This window comes from Haemophilus sp. UMB1048 (assembly GCF_030218125.1).
Taxonomy (GTDB): Bacteria; Pseudomonadota; Gammaproteobacteria; order Enterobacterales; family Pasteurellaceae; genus Haemophilus_D.
The window spans coordinates 73,162-98,975 of record NZ_JASOPB010000002.1; the positions used below are offsets into that span (position 1 = coordinate 73,162).

Below are 25,814 nucleotides of genomic sequence, written 5' to 3' on the forward strand. Positions count from 1 at the left end.
TCGTCTATTTCCAATTTTCTCGTTTGGCTTTTTGTAATTTAGCATAGGCACCAAGTAAAGCTTGGTGTTCTTTGAAGTTTTCAAGCGTTTCATCGCTGGCTGGCAAGTTATAGAACGGGTTACCTTTTTCCGCCACCGCAGCCCAAGCTTGTTGAACGGCTTCTTTGCCATACATTCTTTCAAATACACTGCGATATTGTTGTGGATCGCGAGTATTGTCTAAATGTAATTCAATGATGCTGATTAAGGCACGATAGTAATTTGCACGCTCTGGTGTAAACACCGAGCTGTTCATATTCATCGTCCAGTTTGCCCAATCTAAGGCTAATTCTAATTCACCTAATGCTAAGTAAAGCATGGATTTAAGTTCACCAACACGTAATGTTGTCCAACCGCTTGCTTTTGGTGCAACGATACCGATAAATTCGCGAACGCGTGTGGCATCGTCAATATCTTGCTCATCTAATTCTGCTAATAATTCTCCATAAGTTTCAGCATCATGATGATGGTGCGGTAGATCCAATAAGATCTCACGCCAATCCATACCCATATTATTATTGGCATAAATGAGGTCATCAGCAGGATAGATATCAGACATGCCTGGTACGATAATGCGGCAAGCGTAAACGTCTAAATGGTTGTAATCCATGATATAGACTTCTTTTTCCTCTGCATTAAAGATTGCCATCAAGTTTTCATATTCTTCTTGCGTTGAACCTGAGAAATCCCAATCTACAAATTCATAATCTGGCGTATTTTTAAATAAATCCCAAGAAATTAAACCGCTAGAATCAATAAAGTGTGTTTCAAGGTTAGCATGCTCCGCCACATCATCATTATTGAATGATGGAGGAGAGAATACATCGAGATCTTTTAAGCTGCGACCTTGTAAAAGCTCCGTTACGGTACGCTCTAATGCCACTTGAAAGTTTGGATGTGCACCAAAAGAAGCAAAGCAAGTGCCGTTATTTGGGTTAAGCAACACAACACAAATGACAGGATATTTGCCACCTAGTGACGCATCAAAGGCATAAATTGGGAAGCCTTCTTCCTCTAATTTTGCAATAGAGGCTTGAATGGATGGATAGCGATCCATCACAGATTTTGGAATTTCAGGAAGACTGATGGCTTCTGCAATAATGCGATTTTTTACGTAACGTTCAAAAACTTCTGAAAGCCCTTGCACGCGTGCTTCATTTTTTGTGTTACCAGCGGACATCCCGTTAGAGACATACAAATTCGCAATGATACTTTGTGGAATATAGACGGTTTCTTGATCGGATTGACGCACATAAGGCATCGCGACAATACCGCGATCGTAATTACCGGATTGCAGATCCACAAGCAATTCTGGGGTTAGTTCTTGATTTGGATCGAAATAATCCCATAAGTAATCATCTAAAATCCCTAGAGGTAAAAGGTCTTCATCTTCAATAGGAAACCATTTTTCAGTGGGATAATGGACGAAATCGCCATTGGCAATCTCTTGCCCTAAATAGAAATCAGCAAAAAAATAGTTGGTAGAGAGACGTTCGAAATATTCACCTAATGCAGATGCTAATGCGGCTTTTTTGCTCGCGCCTTTACCGTTAGAAAAACATTGTGGGCAATCCTTATCACGAATATGTACAGACCAGACATTTGGCACAGGATTAAGCCAAGAGGCTTCTTCGATATTGAAACCAAGTGCGGTCAATTTTTGTTGAAATTTTGAAATACTGTCTTCAAGTGCGGCATCTTTGCCGAGAATAAATGTTTGTTCAGTCATAATTATTCCTGTTATAAAAAGCTCCCGCATCATAGGGGAGTTTAGTGGGCTAATCAAGCATAAAATTTATACGCTTTAGCTCTTGTTTTCCTTTATTTTTAAGGGTAAATTAGCTTGGCGCAGAAAGGCATTTTCTGTGTAGGTAAAATTATAAACAAATCAATCAATTGGGAGACATTATGGCTCAAGGATTTTATGAATTAAAAGTGGCTAAAGACGGACAATTTATGTTCAACTTAAAAGCAGCAAACGGACAAGTTATTTTAACTAGCGAACTTTATAAAACAAAAGCATCAGCTGAAAACGGTATTGCTTCAGTGCAAAAAAATGGTGTGGATGCGAAAAACTTTGAATATCGCGTAGCGAAAAATGATAAACCTTACTTCATTTTAAAAGCGGCTAACCACCAAGAAATTGGCCGTAGCCAATATTATTCTTCTCAAGCTGCAGCAGAAAAAGGCGTTGAGTCTGTAATGAATAATGCATCTTCTGCAGTAATCAAAGAAGTGACAGAATAATCATTCTGTTCTTATTTCTTTAAATGCACCTGCCGGCTCTAAAAACGCCGGCATTTTTGACCGCGCTTTCTCAGGATTCAGTGTTAACGGATAGGTTCGTTTTTGAGCAACGATCACGGTGAGAGGAGAGCAGAGCGTGCTCTTTTCTTGTTTTATGGATAGTCTTTCTTCTGCAATCACATCAAAGTTTAATAACGATAGCCAGTCAATGACTCGCCAAGTGGCATATTGTCGGAATTTAAAGTTACCTAATTTAGATTTGAAAAGTAATGGACTCATCGGATTAAATAACGTGATGAACATCCAGCCGTCATCCTTTAAAACACGATGTGCTTCACGTAATATTTGATGAGGGTCTTGCGCAAAATTTAAGGTGTTTGCCAATAAGCAGGCATCCATTTCTTTTTCAATAAAAGGTAAGGTTAATGGCGATGCTTGGAGCAAGCTATCACTTTCATTTAAAAGTGCGGTAGGAAAATGCGCTGTTTTTTCAGATAATACAATTTGATGACGTAAAGGCAAGTCAAAGGCAATTTCGCCACTTAATGCACCGACTTTCAGAATTTGATAGCCTAAAATTTTTGGTGTCCATTGGGCAAAATAAAGTGTTAATACGTTACAATAGGCTTCACCTTGTGGTAACGCTTGCCAACTTTCAGGTGAAAGAAGTGGTTTGTGCCATTTGGCTTTCCAATTCAATGTTAATCCTATTTTCATAAGGTAATTTATGCTAGTTCCTATTCCTGCGCTCAATGATAACTATATTTGGCTTTATAGACGAGAAAATTTCCCCGTAATTGTGATCGATATCCCAGAAATAACCCGTTTAATTCCGTATTTAGAATCGAATAAGTTAGACGTAGAAGCGGTGTTATTAACCCATAATCACGATGATCATGTGCAAGGTGTCGCGGAGTTTAAGGAATATTATCCTAATGTGCCTGTTTTCGGTCCAGCAGAATGTGCAAATAAAGGGGCAACCAATATCGTGGATAGTGGTGTGATTAATACGACACATTATCATATTGAAGTTTTGCCAAGCGGTGGTCATACGGCAGGGCATGTCAGCTATTTGGTGGATGGGCATCTATTTTGCGGTGACGCGTTATTTTCCGGTGGCTGTGGTCGCGTATTTACGGGAAATTTTGCTCAAATGTTTGAATCTATGCAACGTTTTAATCAATTACCGAATGAAACCGTGGTTTGCCCAGCTCATGAATATACGCGGGGTAATTTAGCTTTTGCGGAAACCATATTGGCGGATAAAAGTGCGGTCAAAAATCAACGTGTTTTAGTGGATCGTTATCGAGCAGAGGGTAAACCGAGTTTGCCAACAACAATTGGATTAGAGAAACAAATTAACCCGTTTTTACAAGCAAAAAATTTAGACGAATTTACACAATGGCGTTTAGCTAAAGATAAGTTTTAACTCGTTTTAGTTATTTGTTTGAGTTTTTTATCTTGAAATTTGCTCAATTCTCAACAATTCATTAAAATAGCAAAACTTTTACTTTCTACTCAAGCCGCATATTCATAAAAGTGCGGTTGTTTTTATTAGGTTTTTATGACCCTTCTTGTTCTAGGCATTAATCATAAAACAGCTTCTGTCGCTGTTCGTGAGAAAGTCGCTTTTTCTGAAGAAAAGCGGCAGCTTGCCTTACAACAAATTCACCAACAAGATTTGGCAGAAAGTGCGGTTATTCTTTCTACCTGTAATCGTACAGAGATTTATCTCCACCATCGTCAAATTTCCCCCCAAGAGTGTAAGCAATGGCAAACGAACTGTACAAATTGGTTTGCTAATATTCATCAGCTTTCTGTTGATGAATTAAATAAAAGTATTTACACCCATCAAAATCAACAAGCTGCAAATCATTTAATGCGTGTGGCCTGTGGTTTGGATTCATTAATTTTGGGCGAGCCGCAAATTTTAGGACAGGTGAAACAAGCGTTCCAAATCAGTGAAGATTATTATCAAGCGGCGAATATTCCGCTTTCAAGCACGCTTTCTCGTTTGTTCCAAAAAACCTTTGCTACGGCAAAACGTGTACGCACTGAAACTAATATTGGTGAAAGCGCTGTATCGGTGGCTTATGCAGCTTGTAGCTTGGCGCGTCAAATTTTTGAATCTTTACGTGAATTACAAATTTTGCTCGTCGGGGCAGGAGAAACCATTGAATTGGTAAGCCGTCATTTATTACGCCATGGTGTAAAAAAATTGATGATTGCTAACCGCACTTTATCTCGCGCTGAACAGTTGGTCGAGACTTTAGCCTCCAATACACCGATTGAGGTGTATTCTCTTGAAGAGTTACAAACACCGTTAAATCAAGCGGATATAGTCATCAGCTCAACAGGCAGTCCGAATGTTTTAATCACCAAAGCAATGGCTGAAATTGCGGAAAAAGCACGCCAATTTAAACCGACTTTGATGGTGGATATTGCGGTGCCACGTGATATTGATGAAAACGTCTCGGAATTAGAAAGTGTGTATCATTACACCGTAGATGATTTGCAAGATATTATTCAACGCAATCTTTCTCAACGTGAGCAAGCATCAGAGCAAGCGCAAGACATCATTACACAAGAATGCACGGATTTCTTCGAGTGGTTGAAGGTTCATCAGTTCTCCAATTTGATTCGTCATTATCGTGATGAGGCGGAGAATACTCGCCAAGAATTACTCGAAAAAGCCTTACACCAAATTCAACAAGGTGAGAATGCTGAAAAAATTCTGCAAGAATTGAGTTATAAATTAACGAATAAACTCATTCATGCGCCAACCCAAACTATGCAAGCCATGATGAAATCCGGTAATGCGGAAGGTTTGCATGCCTTTTCCAATGCTTTGCATTTAACCCATCCTTTAAATGAAAAAAACGATTAGATTTTTGACCGCACTTTTAGGTGGCTTATCGCTATTGATGAGTGTATCAGCCCTAGCTGAATATCGAACCTTTAATGATGGCAATATTACTTACGGGATTTTCCAAGCTAAACCTGAAGAAGTGCAGCTACATTGGAAAGATGTTGAAGGTAACGATTATCAAAGTTTAACGCGCCTCAAAAATGCCTTAGAAGATAGCTATAACGTGAAAATGATCATGAATGCGGGCATTTATAGCATGAATAATGTGCCTGCAGGGTTATGGATTGAGCAAGGAAAAGAGCTCAATGCGTTAAATACAAAATCAGGCAAAGGTAATTTCCATGTGCAGCCTAATGGGGTATTCGCCATTGCTGGAAATAAACCCTACATTTTAACAACCGCCGCGTATCAAAAAAGCAAACTCAAGCCAGACTTTGCGTTGCAATCAGGCCCGATGTTGATTATTCATGGAAAAATGAATCCGCAATTTCGAGCAAGCCTAGAAAGCTATCATAAGCGTAATGCAGTGTGTTTGACGAAACAAAATGAATTACTTTTCTTGATGACGATAAAAGGTGAACCTAACCTTTATACATTGAGTCAAGGTTTATTAAAAATTGGTTGCCATGATGCTTTATATCTTGATGGAACAATATCTAATTGGTACATTCCAGGGCAATTTAACACCTTGCATTGGAAGCGTTTTGTTGGAATGATCTCCGTTCTTGATGTGAACAAAAAATAGCAAAAGCGTTTTATTTATAATCAACTAAATCAAAAAATCTGTTTTTTGCAAAAAAATGATTGACGAGAATAGGTCAAATCAGGATAATACGCCCCGCAAAGCCGATAAGGTAAAGCAAATGATGGCTACATAGCTCAGTTGGTTAGAGCACAACACTCATAATGTTGGGGTCGCAAGTTCGAATCTCGCTGTAGCCACCAAATTTGCGGGACTGGCGAAATTGGTAGACGCACCAGATTTAGGTTCTGGCGCCGAGAGGTGTGTGGGTTCAAGTCCCTCGTCCCGCACCATTTATCAGCTTGCAGTCAAATAGTAGTTGGGGTATCGCCAAGCGGTAAGGCACCGGGTTTTGATCTCGGCATCCCTAGGTTCGAATCCTAGTACCCCAGCCATACTATCTAAATAAAATCTTCTTTATTTCAAATCAAAGAATTTCAGTTGGGGTATCGCCAAGCGGTAAGGCACCGGGTTTTGATCTCGGCATACCTAGGTTCGAATCCTAGTACCCCAGCCATCTTATTTTTCAATTTCTTTTGTATAAAAAAATGCGATTAAATTTAACCGCACTTTGTTTTATTTTTGTTTAAAATATTATTTACACATTCTCTCGATAAGTTTTGCTTCTAATCGGCGATGAAACCATGGTGTCGTATCAAATTCACTACCTTGCCCAAGTAAACCAAGATCAAAAGTATCTTCATCGACATATGGACCAGACTTATCTCCTATTCCATCCATGTATTCTTCGCCAAGATCGTAAAAGCCAAGTAAATTCTTATTAAGATCAAACACAAAAACTGTGGCACGATAACCCAAATTAAGTGAAAAGCCATTAGGAATGAAACCTGCACAAACAGAAATATTGCGTTTGAATTCTGGAAAACTGTGGTTTACACAATGATTAGTCGAGTTCATCGAATATTCCATATCTTGACAAATATTACGCCATCGCCAGCTTAATGCGCCAACTAGTATAAGAACGATACAGATGAAGTGTCGTTTTTTCATTTTATTTCTCATAAAGTGCGGTACTTAATTCACTATAAATTTTGACCGCACTTCGTATTGCAATTAATGTTCCCTTGTTTTAAAGAAGGTCACATCAGGATAACGTTCTTGTGCAAGGTTTAAGTTTACCATAGTCGGTGCGATATAAGTGAGATTATCCCCACCATCTAATGCTAGATTTTGCTCATTTTTGCGCTTGAACTCTTCAAATTTTTTGTTATCCGCACATTCCACCCAACGAGCCGTTGCGACGTTGACCGTTTCGTAAATAGCTTCAACGTTATATTCTGATTTCAAACGAGAAACGACCACATCAAACTGTAATACACCGACCGCGCCAACAATTAAATCATTATTGCTTAATGGACGGAAAACTTGCACAGCACCTTCTTCAGAAAGTTGTACTAAGCCTTTCAACAATTGTTTTTGTTTAAGCGGATCTTTCAAACGAATACGACGGAATAATTCAGGCGCAAAGTTTGGAATACCGGTAAATTTAAGCTCTTCACCTTGTGTGAAGGTATCACCAATTTGAATTGTACCGTGATTGTGCAAGCCGATAATATCACCAGCATAGGCTTCATCAGCATGAGTACGGTCTCCCGCCATAAAGGTGAGCGCATCGGAAATAACCACATCTTTACCGATACGCACGTGTTTAAGTTTCATGCCTTTTTCATATTTGCCAGAAACTACGCGTAGAAAAGCCACGCGGTCGCGGTGTTTTGGATCCATGTTAGCTTGGATTTTAAACACGAAACCACTGAATTTTTCTTCTTCTGCTGAAACTTTACGAGTATCTGCTTGGCGAGCTTGTGGTGCAGGCGCCCATTCGGTTAAACCATCCAAGAAATGATCGACACCAAAGTTACCTAATGCAGTACCGAAAAAGACTGGCGTCAATTCACCACTTAAGAATAAATCCAAATCAAATTCATTACTTGCACCTTTTACTAGCTCTAATTCATCACGCAGTTGTTGGGCTAAGTCATCGCCTACGGCTGCGTCTAATTCTGGACTATTTAAGCCTTTCACAATACGTACTTCTTGAATGGTCGAGCCTTGGCCGCTTTGATAAAGATAGGTTTCATCTTTATATAAATGATAAACCCCTTTAAACAATTTACCGCAACCAATCGGCCAAGTAATTGGCGCACAATGGATTTTTAATACACTTTCCACTTCATCTAATAATTCCATTGGATTGCGAATATCACGGTCAAGTTTATTCATGAAAGTGATAATTGGCGTATCGCGTAAACGGGTCACCTCCATTAATTTAATAGTACGTTCCTCAACCCCTTTTGCCGAGTCGATAACCATTAAGCAGCTATCCACAGCCGTCAAAGTGCGGTAGGTATCTTCCGAGAAATCCTCATGCCCTGGCGTATCCAATAAATTCACTAAGCACTCATTGTAAGGGAATTGCATCACGGAAGTCGTAATGGAAATACCACGTTGTTTTTCCATTTCCATCCAGTCAGATTTTGCATGCTGTGCAGAGCCTTTACCTTTTACTGACCCCGCTTTTTGAATGGCATTGCCGTATAACAATACTTTTTCGGTGATGGTGGTTTTACCTGCGTCAGGGTGGGAAATAATCGCAAATGTGCGACGTTTATTCACTTCTTCTAATGGATAACTCATTTGTCTCGTTTCTTCTGTTTTAAATAATGCTGTATTGTCGCTGATTTTCAGATTGAGCTCAAATTAAATTGGATAAATAGTTTAGGTGGAAACATGCAAGGTTGATTTATGAATATATGAATCGAATTATTGATTGATAACGGGATAAAAAGGTTTTCCCCAACTTGGTTCAGCATCATTACGTAACATGATCTTTACCATAGCGGGTACAAACAGCGAAAGCAGTGTACAGGCTTCTTGTAGCTGCTTACGATTCGCTTGGCTATTGAACGTTGAACCACCATGTATTATTTGATTTCTTAGTGTGTATAAATGACGAAATAGCACTTCTAACACCTCAGCTGTTTTCTGCTCTTCAAAGGCAAAATTAGCTTTCTTCTTCGCTGCCGCAAACATTGCTTTCCATTCTTTTCCCTCTAACAAACCATTATGTGCATCCCAAAATGGTTGGAATGTATAAGGTGTATCTAGTAAGGCTTTCACCGTACTAGGAAATTCATCCCAAATAATCCCATAAAGTAGATTCTCGGAGTCCAATTCACAAAGGCGAGTAATAAATTGACGAAATACTTTATGTTCCGCCTCCTCTTTACTTAGTTCATCGGCATACGCCGCATTAAACGCAATCCAAAGTGCGATAAATTTGAAATCTAGATTTTCTTCTTCATCTGCTTTTTTTAACCAACTTAATGTGCGGTGTATTTTTAAGCGAAAGTTATCATTAAAACTGTCACGATTTTCTTTGTAATAAGTGGTCAGATTTTCGAGTTTTTCTGTTAGTGACATAATAGGCTCCAATATAATCAAATACAGCCATTATGGTATAGACTGAAAAATTTGTAAATTATAAAAGAAAACCGACCGCTTGGGTCGGTTTGAATAGTTCGCTTGATTTTTTGATTTGGCTTGTACCTCTTCCATTATTTTCTCTATTGCAGTTTTATATTCTTCTTCAATAATAAAGTGTTTAAACTGTTCAAGATAATTTTTAGTATCAGCTTGAATTTTCTCTGCAATTATTTTCCCAATATTCCTCGCTTTCTGAAGATTCTTGTTTTTACCTTGAATTAATTCATAAATTTTCTTTGCACCAAAAGCTAACACGCCAGCTCTAGCAATTTTTAAAATGTTACCTAACATAACTATTGTCCTATTGAATTTATAATAAAAAAGGCGATCATCCCCTGAAAAAACTTACAGAAAATGACCGCACTTTTATCAAGACCTAAGGAGTTCAATCTGAATTACATCAGATTGGTGATGATTATAGTGAACCTGATTGCAAGGTTGGTTCGTTTTTAAAAAATTATTATTTAACTCCATCTAAAAACTTTATTCTAGCTTCACGAACCATTACGACATAGCTATCTTTACTTAACAATATAGAATCCATTCTCAGCATTTTTGCCATGGCCTGATTCGCATCTTTGACTGAAATATTGCTTTGAGATAAGCATTCTTGCACTTTATATGAACCATATTTCTGATATAGAAAAATAATTGCTATTTTCTCTATCATGCCGTTTAATTGTTTGATTTTAATAACATTTTATAAATGAGTTTCTGATGCTTGAGAGAGCTCTTTACATTGATTTGCAAATTGAGTCTCAACTGCTTTAGCTGCACTAGATTTAACTGCTGAAAATAAAGAATCAAATAATCCGATAGTAAGTTCTCCTATAACTTAAATTTCTTTTACGTCTTTCTGTAATTGAGTAATTCGGCTTGCTGTATCTCCAAGTAAATTACCATCTTTATCTAAAATTGGTGTATCAATAACAGCTTTAAGTAATTGAATTAGTTTTACTGTTTTAAATGTTATTGCCTTTTCTTCATCGCTATACTTTGAATAATCATTGCCTGAACTTTCTATAATTTTAGTTAAAGAGTTAGTTTGTCTGCGACAATGCTTTCTTAGGTAAGAAACGAGTTCAATGAGTTGCAATGCAATATCAGTAATTCCGTCAATTAAAGTAATATTAGCTTCAGCATCTGCAACAAACTCTTCTGCAACTGCTTTATTAGTTTTGGCTTCTTCTAAATTTTTTTCGGCTTTGTTACCCATATACCAACCCATAATAGCTAATGCTGGAGCTGCAACTAGAGCATTGAGCATTAAAACTCCACCAGCCATGCCTAAACCGCCACTTGCTAATGTACCACCGCCTAACCAAGCCAATGTTGCATTGGTGGCTGCTGCACCGCTTAATGCACTAATTGCAGTACCTGTACCTGCACTAGCCAATGCCATCGTACCGCTATATGCACCAAATGCTGTCATTGCTCCAGCGGCAGCACCACCAGCAAGACCAAGACTACCATCTTTAAGGACTGAAACCTCTTGTTTTAATTCCTTAAGAATTTCATTACTAAATTCAGCAACTTTTAATTCATCTAAAGAGGAATAGTGGGAAAATTCTACATTTTTTATTTGACTAAATACTTGAAGAAAACGATCAATATTTCCTGTTAATGCATTGAATTTTCCCCTTCCTAGTTCTTCTAAAGAAACCTGACAAACAGCTCTAGCATTGTCTAATTTATTTGCATACCAGCTAATTAAATTATTTGATTCCTCATTTAAATTTTTGGTATTGCTATTATCAACAACAGCTTTTCCTCCTTTGTATAATCCAAATAATGCACTTGCGCCTAAGCCAATCGCGACAGGAATAAGTGGTAATGGCATAATATTTCTCCTCGTTATAAGTTATTCATAAATTAATTCATCAGCATAATCTAAAGAAATAGACAGATTTTTAGCTGCACCCCAAAGTTCATCAAGATAGTCAATGTCAAGCTCCATTGTTTTGCAAATAGCTTTAAGAATACTATTAGAATATTCAGATAGTTTTTCTTTTGATGAAAAAATAAGCTGCAAGTTAAATATAAATATCTTCTTTTGTTGTTTTGTAAGTAATTTCAATGAATTAAATTTCTCTAATTTATTTACGCTATTTACCATCTCTATAATAATTTTATGTTTTATATCAAATAATGAGAGTAAAAATTCTTTTGTTTTTTCTTTATCAAAAGTAAGTGCGTTAATTTTATTTTCTCTCATTCCCTCAAGGATTTTGTTATTTATAAATTCAGCATCATTTTTATAAAGTCCAAAGATAGTATTAATACTTAATTCTAACCAGTGATTAGTTTCATTGATAGCTGAAAGTTCAGGTATTGGATAATTACTTGTTTCTAACACTATATCACTAAATTTCTTATATTCTTGGTTTGTAAGAATATTCTTGTAAAAATGAATCAATGTTTGATTAATTTCTGATTGAGACAGATCTAGATGTATTTCTTCATGTTCTTCTTTATTATCCTCATCAGAAGTAAAAATGTTTTTTACTTTATCTATAAAGTTTGGTTCGAATAAAGAGTTGAATTCTTTTCTCATTTCTTTAAATGAGTTTTGCATATCTCTACCCATTATTCTTAGTTGGTAAGATGAAAACTTTAGCAATGAATGGGTAGTTTCATTTTGTTGTACAAGATCAATAGAGTTTATATTCTCGGATAGAGCCATTATTCTTACTAAAGAATAAAAAATACTTAACTCATCTTGGTTGTATTGAAGTTGATTTAAATACATAAGTACACCTATAAAATTAAAGTTTTAGTGGATAACATTGCACTATCAAATTCTTCCTGAGTTTTGTATGGAAGATCTTTGCCTAGTAATTCTGCAAACTTATTCATTTTTTGCCCAAATTCATCAGCTGAAATCATTGGATTATTGAGTGCAGCAAATACACTTTTTGTTTCTTCATGAAGTTGAATCAATTTTTTTGTGAAAAGTTTGGAAATATTTTTTTGATATTTTTCAGCAAGTTCTTTAACTGCAGCACATTGCATTTCAATAATTTCTCTTCTTGCTTTAGTTAAATTTACTTCATAGCGAGAATTAATTAGTTCATGATAAAATGAATTTGTTAACGTATGACCAACCATACCTCCAATTAAGCCTCCAATAACCGGAATTGGAATTGCGATTTGTCCAAGCATTGAAAAAGTTGCACTAGAAAGCATACCATTTAATGTTGCTCCTATTTCAGTAAAACATTCTTCTAACTCAATCTTACCTGATGAATATTGATAAAGAGATTTACTCGCTGCTAAACAGGTTGATACAACCATAGTCGGTAAGCCTGATTTTGATAAATTGCGCATAACTTGCGATGATGATTGTTGTAAAATACCTTTGATTGTTGAACCTGAAAAAGATGTAAGATATCCTACACCTGCAGATGTCAAAGTATCTGTTGTTGTATCTAACAATGCTTCCGAAAAATCCTTATCATTTGAATATATCGCAATCGAATTTGTTATAAGTGATATGCTACCACCGATAGCAGCCCCAAACTTAGCACCTTCAATACCAGCTTTATGACTTACATTTGCAATGTCTTTGGTTGTTTCCCATTTTGGGTTTTTAAAGTAATTTTCTGCTTGTTCACGTGTCATCCCTGCGTCAGAAATTTGGGTTTCAAGTTTTTCATAATTTTTAGCTTGTTTTCTATAGCGTTGAGCTAGTTCATGTTTACCTTTTTTCTCAACTACATCCGCATTTTCTAGAAATTCTTTTGCTCTTTTTCTGCAATAAACCTTTGCCTCTTCAACCTGTTCAGTTGGAAGCTCTAATTTATCGTTAGCCAGATATCTAGATAAATCTTTTGAACGCCCATTTTCACCTTCCGCAATATTTCTTAAAAGTGTTTTAGGGTTATTGACAAATTTCATTTGTGATTGTGAAATTATTCTTTCATCAGAATATTCAACAATATCAACAATGGGATTATTTTTTCCAAATCCCTCTAAGTCTTCACTTCTGCTAAATCTAGTATTAGATTTATTGATAATATTTTTTGCATTACCTCTAGATACTTTTGCCACTTCTGCTGCAAAACCAGCATGTTGTTTTACACTGTTTTCATTTCCTATTTTGTATTGACTTATTTGTTTTAATCCTCGTTCAATTTTGTTGTATGGAATTTCATAATCAATTCCTCGATAACCTTTGATAAATTCGGCTCCAGCTGAACCATAACGATTAACTATCTCTTGCAATCCGGAAGCAATAGCAAAATTTTTTAAATTTGTTTTTTTGTTTTTCATAGAAAAGCTTATTTCTTATAAGTTACATTGATTCGATTATTTGCCAAATCTCGACTAATCTCATAATCTGGACTCCACGTTAAAAGATTATGCGCCAAGATAAAGGCGGCGGATAAAATGCCATAGCGTTTATTCAGAACAGATGATAGCAGGCTTGTCATACGTTTTTCTGTATAAATTCGGCATTTTAGGTTTTGTTTTTCGATATATTCTTCTAGTTCACCACAGATGTAAATCATATCGGTGAGTGATATTTGATAAATTTCAAAGCTAGCACGTTGATTTATTAAATTTTGGTAATAAGTGCGGTAATTATTTGCGGTGATTTCCATCGTTAAGCTCCAGTATTTGCCATATACTCTTTCAACTTCGCAATCATTCGTTCTTGCAAATCATTTGGGCTGACGATAGTTAAAAATGGGAGCCAGTATTGCACAGTGGGAATAATCTCCATTTCATGAATATTTTTGCAAGAGATAAGTAGTTCACCATTTTCAATGTGTCGAATAATTTCTTGATTCGGTAATAAGGCGCGCTGAGTGAAATAGCGAGCAACTTGGGCATTTACTTTAATGATAACTTCATCTAATTGATTGCCATGAGAAATGCTGTCGCTTTTTTTGATTTCAGCAAGAAAATTTTCATTAGGAGTAAAGATTTGCTTTGTTATGTTTAAAAAACTGATTTGATTGAAGCAAAAAGTTTTTTCTTTACCATTTTCTAAAGCAATGAGATACCAGATTCCATTTCTATTAACTAGCAGGTAAGGTTCAACGATTCTTTGGCCGGTTTCTTGATTATATTTTCTATAATGAAAAGAAATGATTTGATGATTTTTAATGGCTTGTTGTAGTTGTTTGAATTCAGTTTGTCTATGGTGGATAGATTCATATTGCAAACCATTGACTTTAATACTTTCGTTTAGACTATTTTGAAAAAATTCACGATCCAATTTTGGAAATAAATCTTGTATGCTAGCAAAACGAGCAAAACGGTTGATATCATCTTGATTGAAAATACCGAGTTGATTTCGGTTAAGAGAGTAGTAGCGTGGTCCCGACTTTTCCCAATTAAGGAAAGCAAGACGTTCATTAAGGTCTTTTTGTAAAGTACGCTCTCCAATATTAAAGCGCTCCATGAGCGCCTTAATATCAACCATGCCGTACGTATTTAGTTCAATAAGGATTGAAGCTAAGCGTTCGGCTAGCTTTTCATGTTTACTTGTCATTTGTTTTGTCCCTTTCAGCAAGTTTTATAATAGTTTATATTGCTGAATTGCACGGTTGGTTCGGTTATGTAAAAGTAAAAAAATTTTTCGGATTATAGAGTTATTACTTTTATTTTCAATATAATAAAATGTAAATTTGTGTAAATACAGCATAAGGTTGAATAGCTAAACAACTTAAGCTATCGTTTACAAGAACAATGAATATATTTATTGTTAAATCGTATAGTTTAAGAAAAATTCTCTCATTGAAATGAAAAAAAGCAAACGTTTGCGCAGAAAATGAGATATAATACGTGCCGATTTTTTATTCTTATAATAAAAGGTGCAAGCAATGACACAACTTAGTCTAAAAAAAATCTATTCGGGAAAAGTGCGTGATCTTTATGAGATCGATGATAAACGGATGTTAATGGTAGCCAGTGACCGTTTGTCTGCATTTGATGTAATTTTAGATGATCCTATCCCGCGCAAAGGTGAAATCCTGACTCAAATTTCAAATTTTTGGTTCAATAAGTTAGCCCATATTATGCCGAATCATTTTACTGGCGATTCAGTTTATGATGTGTTAGTAAAAGAAGAAGCTGATTTAGTGAAAGATCGAGCAGTGGTATGTAAGCGTTTGAAACCAATAAAAATTGAATCTATCGTACGTGGTTATTTAACAGGTAGCGGGCTAAAAGATTATAAGCAAACGGGCACCATTTGTGGTTTGAAATTACCTGAAGGATTAGTTGAAGCAAGCAAATTACCTGAACCAATTTTTACGCCATCAAGTAAAGAAGAAGTGGGCAATCACGATATCAATATTAGCTATGAAGAATGTGAAAAAGCAATTGGCGCAGAGTTAGCGGCACAAGTCAGAGAAAAAGCGATTGCACTTTATACTGAGGCTGCCAAATATGCGCTGACTAAAGGCATTATTATTTGTGATACTAAATTTGAATTTGGTTTAGATGAAAATGGTACGCTCACTTTAATGGATGAGGTATTAACACCAGATTCTAGTCGTTTTTGGTCAGTTGATACTTATAAAGAAGGAACAAATCCGCCCTCATTTGATAAGCAATTTGTACGAGATTGGTTAGAGCAAAGTGGTTGGGATAAACAACCGCCAGCGCCTAAAGTACCAAAAGAAGTGATTGAAAAAACAGTTGCTAAATATCAAGAGGCGTTGGATTTATTAACAAAATAACATTAACAAACTCCCTGCTATGCTTTAGAATGGCAGGGATTTTTATGGATAAAATATTGTGAATAAAAGAGTATGAAATCTGTTGCAATAGTTGGTTTAGGTTGGTTAGGCTTACCGCTGGCGCTGCACTTAAAAGAGCTTGGTTGGTGTGTAAAAGGATCAAAACAATCCCCTGAGGATGCTCAAAAATTGCATCAGCTAGGTATTGAAACTTATCCTTTTTCTCTTTCTGATGAAATGAAGCATTTACCAGACCATATTTGCACTCTTTTTAATGTAGATGCTCTCATTATCACCTTACCACCTAGCCGTTTTTCTTCTCAACAGTATTGTGAACATCTTGCTTTTTTAGCTAATCAAGCAAAGAAACAAGGTGTACAGCACTTGATTTTTACCAGTTCAACTTCTGTTTTTCCTGATATTTCGGGGCAATTTGATGAAAGTTCTCAACTTTCAGCTGAAACAGAAATTGGTAAAACACTGATACAAGCCGAGCAGTGTTTATTCCAATCAGAAATATCTCATTGCGATATTCTTCGACTTGCAGGATTAATTGGTAAACAACGCCATCCGGTTAAATTCTTAGCAGGAAAACGCAATTTAAAACAGGGTAATTCACCTGTTAATTTGGTGCATCTAGAGGATTGCATTCAAGCTATTACTGCCTTACTCATGAATCCAAATGGATTGCGAACTTACCATCTTTGCGCGCCAATTCATCCTACTCGAGCAGAATATTACACAAAAGCAGCGGTATTTTATGATTTATCCATACCACAATTCGATTGTAGTGATTCGGATCCGAAACGAATCATTATGGCAGATAAAATTTGTCGAGATTTAGGCTTCACTTATCGTTATCCAAATCCCGATGATATGTTAGAAAAGCGCAGTGATTTTTGACCGCACTTTTTAAAGACTCACTCACCATAACCACAATGAAGGAAATAAAATATGTCAAATACGATTCTGCAACATTTACCTAAAGGTCAAAAAGTTGGTATCGCTTTTTCAGGCGGGCTCGATACCAGCGCGGCATTACTTTGGATGCGTCAAAAAGGTGCGGTACCTTATGCTTATACAGCAAACTTAGGTCAACCCGATGAAGATGATTACAATGCAATTCCGAAAAAAGCGATGGAATATGGTGCGGAGAAAGCTCGTTTAGTGGATTGTCGTGCGCAGTTAGCCCATGAAGGGATTGCGGCTATTCAATGTGGTGCATTCCATATTTCGACTGGTGGAGCAACCTATTTCAACACCACACCACTTGGTCGTGCGGTAACAGGTACGATGCTTGTTGCAGCAATGAAAGAAGATGATGTGAATATCTGGGGAGATGGTTCAACTTTTAAAGGTAATGATATTGAGCGTTTTTATCGTTATGGTTTATTAACCAACCCAAATTTAAAAATTTACAAACCATGGTTAGATCAACAATTCATCGATGAGTTAGGTGGTCGTTTTGAAATGTCAAAATTCTTAATCGAAAATGGTTTTGACTACAAAATGTCAGTAGAAAAAGCCTATTCAACTGACTCTAATATGTTAGGTGCAACTCACGAAGCGAAAGACTTAGAAGAGTTAAGAACAGGCATTAAAATTGTGAAACCAATTATGGGCGTAGCATTCTGGGATGAAAATGTTCAAGTGAAACCAGAAGTGGTGACTGTTCGTTTTGAAGAAGGTGTGCCAGTTGCCTTAAATGGTAAAACATTTGACAACGTAGTAGAGCTTTTCTTAGAAGCAAATCGTATTGGTGGTCGTCATGGTTTAGGCATGTCAGACCAAATTGAAAACCGTATTATTGAAGCAAAATCACGTGGTATTTATGAAGCACCGGGAATGGCATTATTCCACATTGCTTATGAGCGTTTAGTCACCGGTATTCACAATGAAGATACTATTGAACAATATCGTATCAATGGTTTACGTTTAGGTCGTTTGTTATACCAAGGACGTTGGTTTGATCCACAAGCATTAATGTTACGCGAAACTGCACAACGCTGGGTGGCTCGTGCGATTACAGGTGAAGTGACATTAGAACTTCGTCGCGGTAATGACTACTCAATCTTAAATACTGAATCACCAAACTTAACTTATGCGGCAGAACGTTTAAGTATGGAAAAAGTGGAAAATGCACCATTTGATCCAATCGATCGTATTGGTCAATTAACCATGCGTAACTTAGACGTAGCAGATACGCGCGGAAAATTAAGTATCTATTCTCAAGTAGGTCTATTAACTGCAGGGAAAGATTCAGTTTTGCCACAATTAGGTAAAAAATAATCTATGTAAAAAGTGCGGTCGATTTTGACCGCACTTTTGATTGAGATAATAAAAAACCTTAGGTTTTAGCCTAAGGTTTTCGTTTTTTAGCAAGAATTACTTTTTCTCATCACATTTGTTGATATCGCTACATTTACCGTAGAGGTATAAACTGTGTGCTTTTAATTTGATACCATGTTGTTCACTGATTTCTTTTTGACGCTGTTCGATAATGTTATCAGTAAACTCAAATACTTTACCGCAATCTTCACAAATAATGTGATCGTGGTGTTCTGTTGGTGCAAGTTCAAAAACAGACTTGTTACCTTCAAAATTATGACGAATTAAGATGTGTGCTTCATCAAATTGGTTAAGCACGCGATATACAGTTGCAAGACCAATGTCACTACCTTGTTCTAACAAGATTTTATACACATCTTCTGCTGAAAAATGCTCGTTTTTATGATCTTGCATTAACGCAAGAATAGTGAGCCGAGGTTCAGTAATTTTTAATCCGGCTTTTTTAAGTAATTTGATGTTTTCTTCAGACATAATGTTCCCTTAATTTGCTAAATAGAGATGGTTAAGCTAATTCTGCTAAACACATTTCATCGTAGATTTGTTTCGTCCATTTCTCTACACGTTCTGCTGTGAGTTCTGGTTGACGATCTTCATCGATACACAAACCGATAAAGTTTCCATCGTCTAATAATGCTTTTGATGCTTCAAAGGTGTAGCCATCAGTTGACCAATTGCCCACGATAATCGCGCCACGTGGTTCAACGATATCACGTACTGTACCGATCGCATCACAGAAATAATCAGCATAATCTTCCTGATCGCCACAGCCAAAAATACCGACTAACTTGTCAGTAAAATCAATTTCTTCTAAGGTAGGAAAAAAATCATCCCAGTCAGCTTGTGCTTCACCGTAATACCAAGTCGGAATACCGAAAAGTAAAAAATCATAACCTTCGATATCTTCTTTCGTGCTTTTTGCAATGTCACGAATATCGACTAATTCATTGCCTAATTGTTTTTGAATCATTTTTGCAATGTTTTCTGTATTACCTGTGTCACTACCGTAAAATAAACCGACAACTGCCATTGTTCTTTCCTTTTGAAATAAAATTAGGTGAATAGAAAAAAATTAGGGGGCAAAGCCCTACAATTTGTGCGAACTATACCACAAATGAATTCTCATTTGAATAGAATAATTCTCATTTAAAACGATTAATTCTTATTTAGAAACCTATCAATTGCACGTATCACAAAATCAGGTTTTTCCGCATGAACCCAGTGCCCACAACCATTGATAGTGAAAGAGCTAGCATTGGGAAATTGTTTTAAAATGGTATCCGTGTATTCTTCTTTAATATAGGAGGAAAGCCCGCCTTTAATAAAGAGAGTAGGCGTATTAGCATAAACTTCCTGCCAATCCATCAGTTCCGCATAATGCTTAAAAAGTGCGGTCAAATTGAAACGAAAATATTCGCTTGAAGTCGGTTCAAAAGATTTCAACATAAACTGCACCACGCTAGGCTCGGCAATTTCACTTTCTAAAATAGGCTTAGCTTGTTGACGAGTTTGTGACTGAGCTTTTTTCACTGCAAACAAGCCACGAAACACATCATCATGTCCCGCACTGCTATTAGCCACAGGTGCAATATCAATGACAACCAATTTTTCCACGCGCTGTGGTTGAAGTGCGGTCATTTTCATTGCTGTTTTTCCGCCCATTGAATGACCAATTAAGATCACTTTATCTAATTTAAGATGATCGATAAGTTGCCATACATCATCAGCCATGACATCGTAATTCATTGTTTCTGAATGAAAACTTTGTCCGTGATTGCGTAAATCTACTCGTAAAATGTTATAGTTATCGCTAAATGCACGGGCGATACCCCCAAGATTATTCATATCCCCAAATAAGCCGTGAATAAAAACTAAGGTAGGTGAATTAATTACTTGTTTTGTTTGATGAAATTGATAGTTTAATAATTGGGAAGATGACATATATTTTGCGTGAGAATTTGGTTAGAAATCGTTATAATGGGTGAAAATTTTAGCAAACGGAGAGAAAAAAATGAAGATAATTGAAGTTGATGAAGAATTATATCAATACATTGCTGCACAAACTCAGTCTATTGGAGAAAGTGCTTCTGATATTCTTCGCCGTTTGTTGAATTTACCCGCTCACGCAACAAGCAAGGTTGATTTCTTTGAATCAGACGTATCAACTGAAAACACAAAAAGTGCGGTGCATTCTGAGCCTGTTTTAGCGGAAAAAACAACCGAAGCATCTCAGCCAAAAGTTGAACCTGTCGAACCGCCAAAAGCAGTGAAAAAACAATCGGACGAAGCAATTAATCATATTGTTGATAAAGTCCGTGCACTCTTGAATTCTGCTGAATTTAAAGAAGAGCCAAAAGCCGTTGTGCGTTTTTTAAGTATATTGCGTACGCTTTATCGTACCAATCCAGAAAGCTTTGCACAGGCAACTGAAAGCTTACAAGGCCGTACTCGTGTGTATTTTGCTCGTGATGAAGGGACTTTACTAGTGGCGGGTAATCACACGAAACCAAAACAAATTCCTGACACACCATATTGGGTGATTACCAATACCAATAGTAATCGTAAGATGCTTATGCTAGAAGGGGCGATGCAATCTATGCATTTGCCGGAATATTTAATCGACGAAGTTCGCCCTTATTTCGTTAGCAACTAAGTCAATGCAAAAATTCCCTTGGCAAGCATTTGCCCAAAATTCAGCATATGCAAATCAGATCGCGTTGCGAAATTCGCAGGGCAATCCTTTTACTTGGGGGGAACTTGCTGAGAAAATTAATCAAGTGGAAGCCTTTCTTTTACAACAAGGTGTGACAGCTCAAAGTGCGGTTGCTTTTTGTGGTAAAAATTCAGAACAGATCTTATTTCTTTATTTAGCTGTTATTCAGCTAGGCGCAAAAATTTTAGGTATCAATCCGGCATTTCTTCAAGAAAAAAGAGAAGAGTTGTGCCAAGTGTATGGTGTGGATTTTTGTTATCAAACCGAAGATATTCATTATTTAGCTGTTAAAGCATTACCCGAACATAAAGTGGATTTTACAAAAGCGGCAACGATGACCTTAACATCGGGTTCGACTGGTTTGCCTAAGGCTGTTGTGCATAATGTTTCTGCTCATTTAACTAATGCGGAAGGCGTTTGTGCCTTAATGAATTTTGGCAAAGATCAATCATGGCTACTTTCCTTACCGATTTATCATGTTTCCGGACAAGGCATTGTGTGGCGTTGGCTGTATGCGGGAGCAACCTTGGTACTACCGAAAGAAGATTTTTATCAATCTATTGGTGAAGTTTCCCATGTTTCTCTCGTGCCAACGCAATTACAGCGTTGGTTTGATTATTTGACGGAGCATCCTCAGCCAGTTCAAACACAAGCCGTGTTATTAGGTGGGACACAAATCCCTGTAAAATTAACCCAAATGTTAAGTGAATTAGGTATTCGAAGCTATTCCGGTTATGGTATGACAGAAATGGCTTCTACCGTATTCGCTAAACAATCGGATGGAAAAATTGGTGTAGGTCAACCTTTACTTGGGCGAGAGTTCAAGTTAGTTAATGAAGAAGTTTGGCTAAAAGGTGCTGGACTTGCCATGGGATATTGGCGAGAAGAACATATTGTTCCACTCACCAATGCCGAAGGTTGGTTCCAAACAAAAGATAAAGCTCAATGGCTTGATGACGAATTAGTTATTCAAGGCCGATTGGATAATATGTTTATTTCTGGCGGTGAAAATATTCAGCCGGAAGAAATTGAAAAGGTGATTGCACAATCAGATTTGGTGAAACAAGTCTTTGTTTTACCTAAACATGATGAGGAATTTGGTCAACGCCCAGTAGCGTTGGTGGAATTTCATATGCCGTTTACTGAAAGTGCGGTCGAATCTCTCAACGTTTTTTTACAAGGGCGATTGGAGCGATTTAAACAACCCGTTGCCTACTATGAACTCCCTCAGGATTTAATCCAAGAGGCAATAAAGATTTCTCGCAAAGCACTCGCCGATTGGCTGTCGCAACAATAGGAAAGTTAGTTTAATGAAAAATATCTCTCGAGTTTTGACCGCACTTGGTCTTTCATTTGTTTTTACGCTGGCGCTTTCTCAGCCTGTTTGGGCAGAGAATAATAATGCTGATTTACCGACGGAAAAAACACTAAAAAGTGAATTAGCCGAGGCACAAAAATTACCAGATGGTGATGAAAAAACAAATAACGTCACGACAATCCAGGCTTCGCTTGATTTCTTGCAACAAATTCAAACACAGCAAAAAAATAATAACGATTTGCAAGATACGCTTATTGATGCAGATTCTGAAATTCAGAAGAATAATGCCGATCTTCAAAATCTTAAAAAACAGCTAAGCACGCCAAATAACACCGATTATGCTTCGCAAAGTTTAGCGACTTTACAGGCTCAGGTTGAGAAACTGACCAATCAACAACAAGATGCTCAATCTGCATTAAGTGCAGTGAATGCACAACTTGCAGGGCAAAGCGCTGTATCCGAACGCGCCCAAACAGCCTTAACAGATAATGTTAAACGTACGCAAGAATTGAATCAGAAATTGGCTGACCCAACAACTAGTTCGCTATTAAAACAGCAAATTCAGCTTGAATTGCAACTGATAGAACTAAAAAATATCTATAATCAAGTGCTATTAAAAAATAGTGATCAGTTGACAGTACTTTATCAAAGTCGATATGAGCTATTGAATGCGCGTGTTCAAGCGCTACAGAAAGAAATTGCCGCCATTCAAGACGTGATTAATCAAAAGAATTTGGCTAAAACACAAAACCAAGTTGAGCAAGCACAACAACAAAGCCAAAATGTTGAGCAAAATCCGTTGATTCAGAAAGAATTGAATTTGAATGCACAGCTTAGCCAATATTTACTTGAGCAAACTGAGAAAACCAATACATTAACGCAAGATGAATTGCGCATGCGAAATGTATTGGATAACTTGACGCAGACACAGCGTACCATTGATGAGCAAATCAGTGCGTTACAAGGCACGTTGGTGCTTTCTCGCATTATTCAGCAACAAAAACAAAAATTACCGACCAATTTAAATATTCAAGGTCTTTCAAAGCAAATTGCGGATTTGCGTGTACAGATCTTCGATATTACGCAGAAACGTAATGAGCTTTATGATATTGATGCTTACATCAGTAAAATAGAGCAGGATGAAAATAAATCGTTTACACCGGCAGAAAAAACACAATTAACCAATTTACTCACTGAACGTCGTAAAGTAGGGTCAGATTTAATTAAGTCGTTGAATAACCAATTGAATTTGGCGATTTCCTTAGAGTTAACCCAACAGCAAATTACTCAAATCAGTGATCAGATTCAGTCTAAACTCGACCAACAAAGTTTCTGGGTAAAAAGTAATAATCCAATTAATCTTGATTGGTTCAAGAAATTACCGATGTCACTCAAAGCACAATTTGATGGCATTGGAAAGAAAATCGGCTTTCCGACAAACTTTGATAATTTGCCATATTTACTCACTTACGTCTTTATTTTGTTTGTGATTGGTGGATTGATTTTTAAATTTAAAGAGTCGATTAAACAACGCTTAGCTGTGATTAATGGTGAGATTAACACGCTTCGTTCGGATAGCCAATGGCATACGCCACTTGCGTTATTTTATACGGCGCTTTTATCGTTATCAGGCACCCTGTGGTTCTTAGCGACTTGCCAACTTTTAGGCTTTTTCTTTGTGAAAAATCCACAAGAGTTTTGGGAGTGGTCGCTTAGCATGGCGGGCTATTGGTGGTTCTTTAGTTTTGTTTTAGCTATTCTTCGTCCGAATGGTATTTTAGTGCGCCATTTTGGTTTTGCTAAAGAGAGTGCAGCTAGCCTACAAGATGTTACGAAACGTATTATTGTTTCTGTTGTGTTATTACTGAATACATCAATTTTCAGTAATGTAATGGATACAGGCTTAGCAAATGACGTATTGGGTGAAATAAATACCATTGTTGCGTTGCTTTTCTGTATTGTGATTATTGCACCACGTTTTGTTCGTACAGAAAAATCCTTGAGTTCAAGCACAACGGATCAGCGTGATAGAACGCTTTTAAAAATTATGCGCGTTTTATTGCAATTGGTCCCTGTTATTTTAATTGCGCTAATTGCTTTAGGCTATTATTACACCGCCTTAAATTTAATTACGCATATTATTAATACCTACATTGCATGGGTTGTGTGGTCGTTGGTGCGTCATACGATTTATCGCGGTGTGACTGTTGCATCAAGACGTTTAGCTTATCGTCGTTTACAAGAAAAGCGTCAGCAAAAACAACAAGATTCAAGTGATGCTTCAGCCTCTGATGATGTGGTCGTGATTACCGAACAAGAAGAGGGATTAGCCTTAAATGAAGTACGTAGCCAGTTACTACGCTTTGCCGATCTCTTTATTTGGACCGCACTTTTTGCCATCTTCTATTATGTCTGGTCAGATTTAGTGACCGTTGTAAGCTATTTGCGTGATATTACTTTATGGCAACAAACTTCAACAACTGAAGCTGGCGTGGTGACAGAAACGATTTCACTCTTTAACTTGATTGTTGCGTTAATCATTGTTGTGATTACCTATATTTTAGTGCGTAACATTCAAGGTATTTTAGAAATATTGCTCTTCTCGCGAGTGAAACTTTCGCAAGGTACGCCTTATACCATTACAACATTATTAACCTATATCTTGGTTGCAGTGGGTGGCGCATGGGCATTTTCAACGCTAGGGATGTCATGGTCTAAATTACAGTGGTTATTTGCCGCCCTTTCCGTTGGTCTCGGTTTTGGTATGCAGGAAATTTTTGCGAACTTTGTTTCCGGTATCATTTTATTATTTGAACGTCCAATTCGTGTGGGCGATACCGTAACCATCAATGATGTAACGGGTACTGTGGCAAAAATCCGTATTCGCGCTATTACCATGATTGATCCGGATCGAAAAGAAGTAATTGTGCCAAATAAATCTTTTGTTACTGGACAAGTGACTAACTGGGCATTATCTAATACCGTTACTCGTTTAGTCGTGTCCGTTGGGGTGGCGTATGGATCAGATTTAGAACTGGTGAAACGCTTATTATTGCAAGCCGCGCATGAGCAACCAAGTGTCTTAAAAGATCCAGAACCAAGAGCATTATTCTTGACCTTTGGGGCAAGTACATTAGATCACGAATTACGTGTTTATGTAGGGCAAGTATCTGAGCGAAATGATACGCTTGATGCACTCAATCGCCGTGTGAATGAGTTATTTGCAGAAAATAATATTGATATTGCATTCAATCAATTAGATATCTTTATTAAGAATAAAGATACAGGCGAAGAAATTCCATTTATTGATGTGGCAAAATTAGCCCAAAATCATTAATTAA

24 protein-coding genes and 4 tRNA genes are annotated in these 25,814 nt (G+C 37.0%); 14 read left to right on the forward strand and 14 right to left on the reverse strand.

Going from position 1 to position 25,814, the window contains the following annotated elements; all coding sequences use genetic code 11:
- Positions 1–4: 4 nt before the first annotated feature.
- Positions 5–1,768, reverse strand: a complete 1,764-nt coding sequence (gene ycaO / locus QP437_RS02125) for a 30S ribosomal protein S12 methylthiotransferase accessory factor YcaO (RefSeq protein WP_285266781.1) — start codon at positions 1,766–1,768, stop codon at positions 5–7.
- A gap of 179 nt (positions 1,769–1,947) precedes the next feature.
- Between ycaO and QP437_RS02130 the strand changes: the two genes are divergently transcribed.
- Positions 1,948–2,286, forward strand: coding sequence for a YegP family protein (locus QP437_RS02130; RefSeq protein ID WP_049381360.1), 339 nt, complete (start codon positions 1,948–1,950; stop codon positions 2,284–2,286).
- Here QP437_RS02130 and QP437_RS02135 read toward each other — a convergent pair whose 3' ends face one another.
- Positions 2,287–3,003, reverse strand: a complete 717-nt coding sequence (locus tag QP437_RS02135; RefSeq protein WP_285266782.1) for a class I SAM-dependent methyltransferase — start codon at positions 3,001–3,003, stop codon at positions 2,287–2,289. It abuts the gene before it with no gap.
- A 10-nt stretch (positions 3,004–3,013) separates the two neighbouring features.
- Between QP437_RS02135 and gloB the strand changes: the two genes are divergently transcribed.
- From gloB to QP437_RS02170, 7 genes are all read left to right on the forward strand, one after another.
- Positions 3,014–3,715 carry a hydroxyacylglutathione hydrolase gene (gene gloB, locus QP437_RS02140; RefSeq protein ID WP_285266783.1) on the forward strand — a complete coding sequence of 234 codons (702 nt, stop codon included), beginning with the start codon at positions 3,014–3,016 and terminating at the stop codon, positions 3,713–3,715.
- 135 nt (positions 3,716–3,850) lie between these two features.
- Positions 3,851–5,173 (forward strand): glutamyl-tRNA reductase, encoded by a 1,323-nt coding sequence (gene hemA / locus QP437_RS02145; RefSeq protein ID WP_285266784.1) that lies wholly within the window; start codon positions 3,851–3,853, stop codon positions 5,171–5,173.
- Entirely contained in the window at positions 5,157–5,900 is a 744-nt protein-coding gene (locus QP437_RS02150; RefSeq protein ID WP_197542217.1) for a phosphodiester glycosidase family protein, read from the forward strand. Before hemA ends, QP437_RS02150 begins: the two co-directional genes overlap by 17 nt.
- 123 nt (positions 5,901–6,023) lie before the next feature.
- A tRNA-Met gene (locus tag QP437_RS02155) sits at positions 6,024–6,100 on the forward strand.
- A 5-nt stretch (positions 6,101–6,105) separates the two neighbouring features.
- Positions 6,106–6,190: transfer RNA gene (locus tag QP437_RS02160), tRNA-Leu, on the forward strand.
- Positions 6,191–6,217: 27 nt separating this feature from the next.
- Positions 6,218–6,292 (forward strand) — tRNA-Gln (locus QP437_RS02165).
- Between the two features lie 47 nt (positions 6,293–6,339).
- Positions 6,340–6,414 (forward strand) — tRNA-Gln (locus QP437_RS02170).
- Between the two features lie 77 nt (positions 6,415–6,491).
- On the opposite strand, the gene QP437_RS02175 is transcribed toward QP437_RS02170, so the two are convergent.
- From QP437_RS02175 to QP437_RS02215, 9 genes are all read right to left on the reverse strand, one after another.
- The gene (locus tag QP437_RS02175; protein ID WP_111315454.1) at positions 6,492–6,815 is read right to left on the reverse strand and encodes a hypothetical protein; all 324 of its coding nucleotides are present in this window, start codon (positions 6,813–6,815) and stop codon (positions 6,492–6,494) included.
- A gap of 156 nt (positions 6,816–6,971) precedes the next feature.
- Entirely contained in the window at positions 6,972–8,555 is a 1,584-nt protein-coding gene (gene prfC / locus QP437_RS02180) for a peptide chain release factor 3 (protein WP_285266785.1), read from the reverse strand.
- A gap of 126 nt (positions 8,556–8,681) precedes the next feature.
- Positions 8,682–9,341, reverse strand: a complete 660-nt coding sequence (locus QP437_RS02185) for a HEPN domain-containing protein (RefSeq protein ID WP_285266786.1) — start codon at positions 9,339–9,341, stop codon at positions 8,682–8,684.
- A 30-nt stretch (positions 9,342–9,371) separates the two neighbouring features.
- Positions 9,372–9,695, reverse strand: coding sequence for a hypothetical protein (locus tag QP437_RS02190; protein WP_285266787.1), 324 nt, complete (start codon positions 9,693–9,695; stop codon positions 9,372–9,374).
- Positions 9,696–10,239: 544 nt separating this feature from the next.
- Complete coding sequence (locus tag QP437_RS02195; RefSeq protein ID WP_285266788.1) at positions 10,240–11,244, reverse strand: hypothetical protein; 1,005 nt, start codon at positions 11,242–11,244, stop codon at positions 10,240–10,242.
- Positions 11,245–11,265: 21 nt separating this feature from the next.
- Positions 11,266–12,153 (reverse strand): hypothetical protein, encoded by an 888-nt coding sequence (locus QP437_RS02200; protein ID WP_285266789.1) that lies wholly within the window; start codon positions 12,151–12,153, stop codon positions 11,266–11,268.
- Between the two features lie 8 nt (positions 12,154–12,161).
- A complete protein-coding gene (locus tag QP437_RS02205; protein WP_285266790.1) occupies positions 12,162–13,676 on the reverse strand; it encodes a hypothetical protein in 1,515 nt (504 codons plus the stop codon).
- 8 nt (positions 13,677–13,684) lie between these two features.
- On the reverse strand, positions 13,685–14,008 hold the full coding sequence (locus tag QP437_RS02210) for a hypothetical protein (protein WP_285266791.1): 324 nt from the start codon (positions 14,006–14,008) through the stop codon (positions 13,685–13,687).
- A gap of 2 nt (positions 14,009–14,010) precedes the next feature.
- Positions 14,011–14,904 carry a YafY family protein gene (locus tag QP437_RS02215; RefSeq protein ID WP_285266792.1) on the reverse strand — a complete coding sequence of 298 codons (894 nt, stop codon included), beginning with the start codon at positions 14,902–14,904 and terminating at the stop codon, positions 14,011–14,013.
- 331 nt (positions 14,905–15,235) lie between these two features.
- On the opposite strand from QP437_RS02215, the gene QP437_RS02220 reads away from it, so the two are divergent.
- The 3 genes from QP437_RS02220 to argG all read left to right on the forward strand — a co-directional run bounded on the left by QP437_RS02220 (position 15,236) and on the right by argG (position 18,385).
- Positions 15,236–16,096 (forward strand): phosphoribosylaminoimidazolesuccinocarboxamide synthase, encoded by an 861-nt coding sequence (locus QP437_RS02220; RefSeq protein WP_285266793.1) that lies wholly within the window; start codon positions 15,236–15,238, stop codon positions 16,094–16,096.
- 72 nt (positions 16,097–16,168) lie between these two features.
- Positions 16,169–16,999: an SDR family oxidoreductase gene (locus QP437_RS02225; RefSeq protein ID WP_285266794.1), complete on the forward strand. Its 831-nt coding sequence runs from the start codon at positions 16,169–16,171 to the stop codon at positions 16,997–16,999.
- 51 nt (positions 17,000–17,050) lie between these two features.
- Positions 17,051–18,385: an argininosuccinate synthase gene (argG, locus tag QP437_RS02230; RefSeq protein WP_285266795.1), complete on the forward strand. Its 1,335-nt coding sequence runs from the start codon at positions 17,051–17,053 to the stop codon at positions 18,383–18,385.
- 96 nt (positions 18,386–18,481) lie between these two features.
- Here the strand turns inward: argG and fur are convergent, their stop codons facing one another.
- The 3 genes from fur to QP437_RS02245 form a co-directional block, all read right to left on the reverse strand.
- Positions 18,482–18,916 carry a ferric iron uptake transcriptional regulator gene (gene fur / locus QP437_RS02235; protein WP_197542205.1) on the reverse strand — a complete coding sequence of 145 codons (435 nt, stop codon included), beginning with the start codon at positions 18,914–18,916 and terminating at the stop codon, positions 18,482–18,484.
- Between the two features lie 31 nt (positions 18,917–18,947).
- Positions 18,948–19,472, reverse strand: coding sequence for a flavodoxin FldA (gene fldA / locus QP437_RS02240; RefSeq protein WP_049383420.1), 525 nt, complete (start codon positions 19,470–19,472; stop codon positions 18,948–18,950).
- Positions 19,473–19,597: 125 nt separating this feature from the next.
- Positions 19,598–20,383 (reverse strand): alpha/beta fold hydrolase, encoded by a 786-nt coding sequence (locus QP437_RS02245; protein ID WP_285266796.1) that lies wholly within the window; start codon positions 20,381–20,383, stop codon positions 19,598–19,600.
- 70 nt (positions 20,384–20,453) lie between these two features.
- Between QP437_RS02245 and seqA the strand changes: the two genes are divergently transcribed.
- From seqA to mscK, 3 genes are read left to right on the forward strand one after another with little or no spacing between them, the layout of a single operon-like run.
- Positions 20,454–21,095, forward strand: a complete 642-nt coding sequence (gene seqA, locus QP437_RS02250; RefSeq protein WP_285266797.1) for a replication initiation negative regulator SeqA — start codon at positions 20,454–20,456, stop codon at positions 21,093–21,095.
- 4 nt (positions 21,096–21,099) lie between these two features.
- Positions 21,100–22,452 carry an o-succinylbenzoate--CoA ligase gene (gene menE, locus QP437_RS02255; protein WP_285266798.1) on the forward strand — a complete coding sequence of 451 codons (1,353 nt, stop codon included), beginning with the start codon at positions 21,100–21,102 and terminating at the stop codon, positions 22,450–22,452.
- A 13-nt stretch (positions 22,453–22,465) separates the two neighbouring features.
- Positions 22,466–25,810 carry a mechanosensitive channel MscK gene (gene mscK / locus QP437_RS02260; protein WP_285266799.1) on the forward strand — a complete coding sequence of 1,115 codons (3,345 nt, stop codon included), beginning with the start codon at positions 22,466–22,468 and terminating at the stop codon, positions 25,808–25,810.
- Positions 25,811–25,814: the final 4 nt, after the last annotated feature.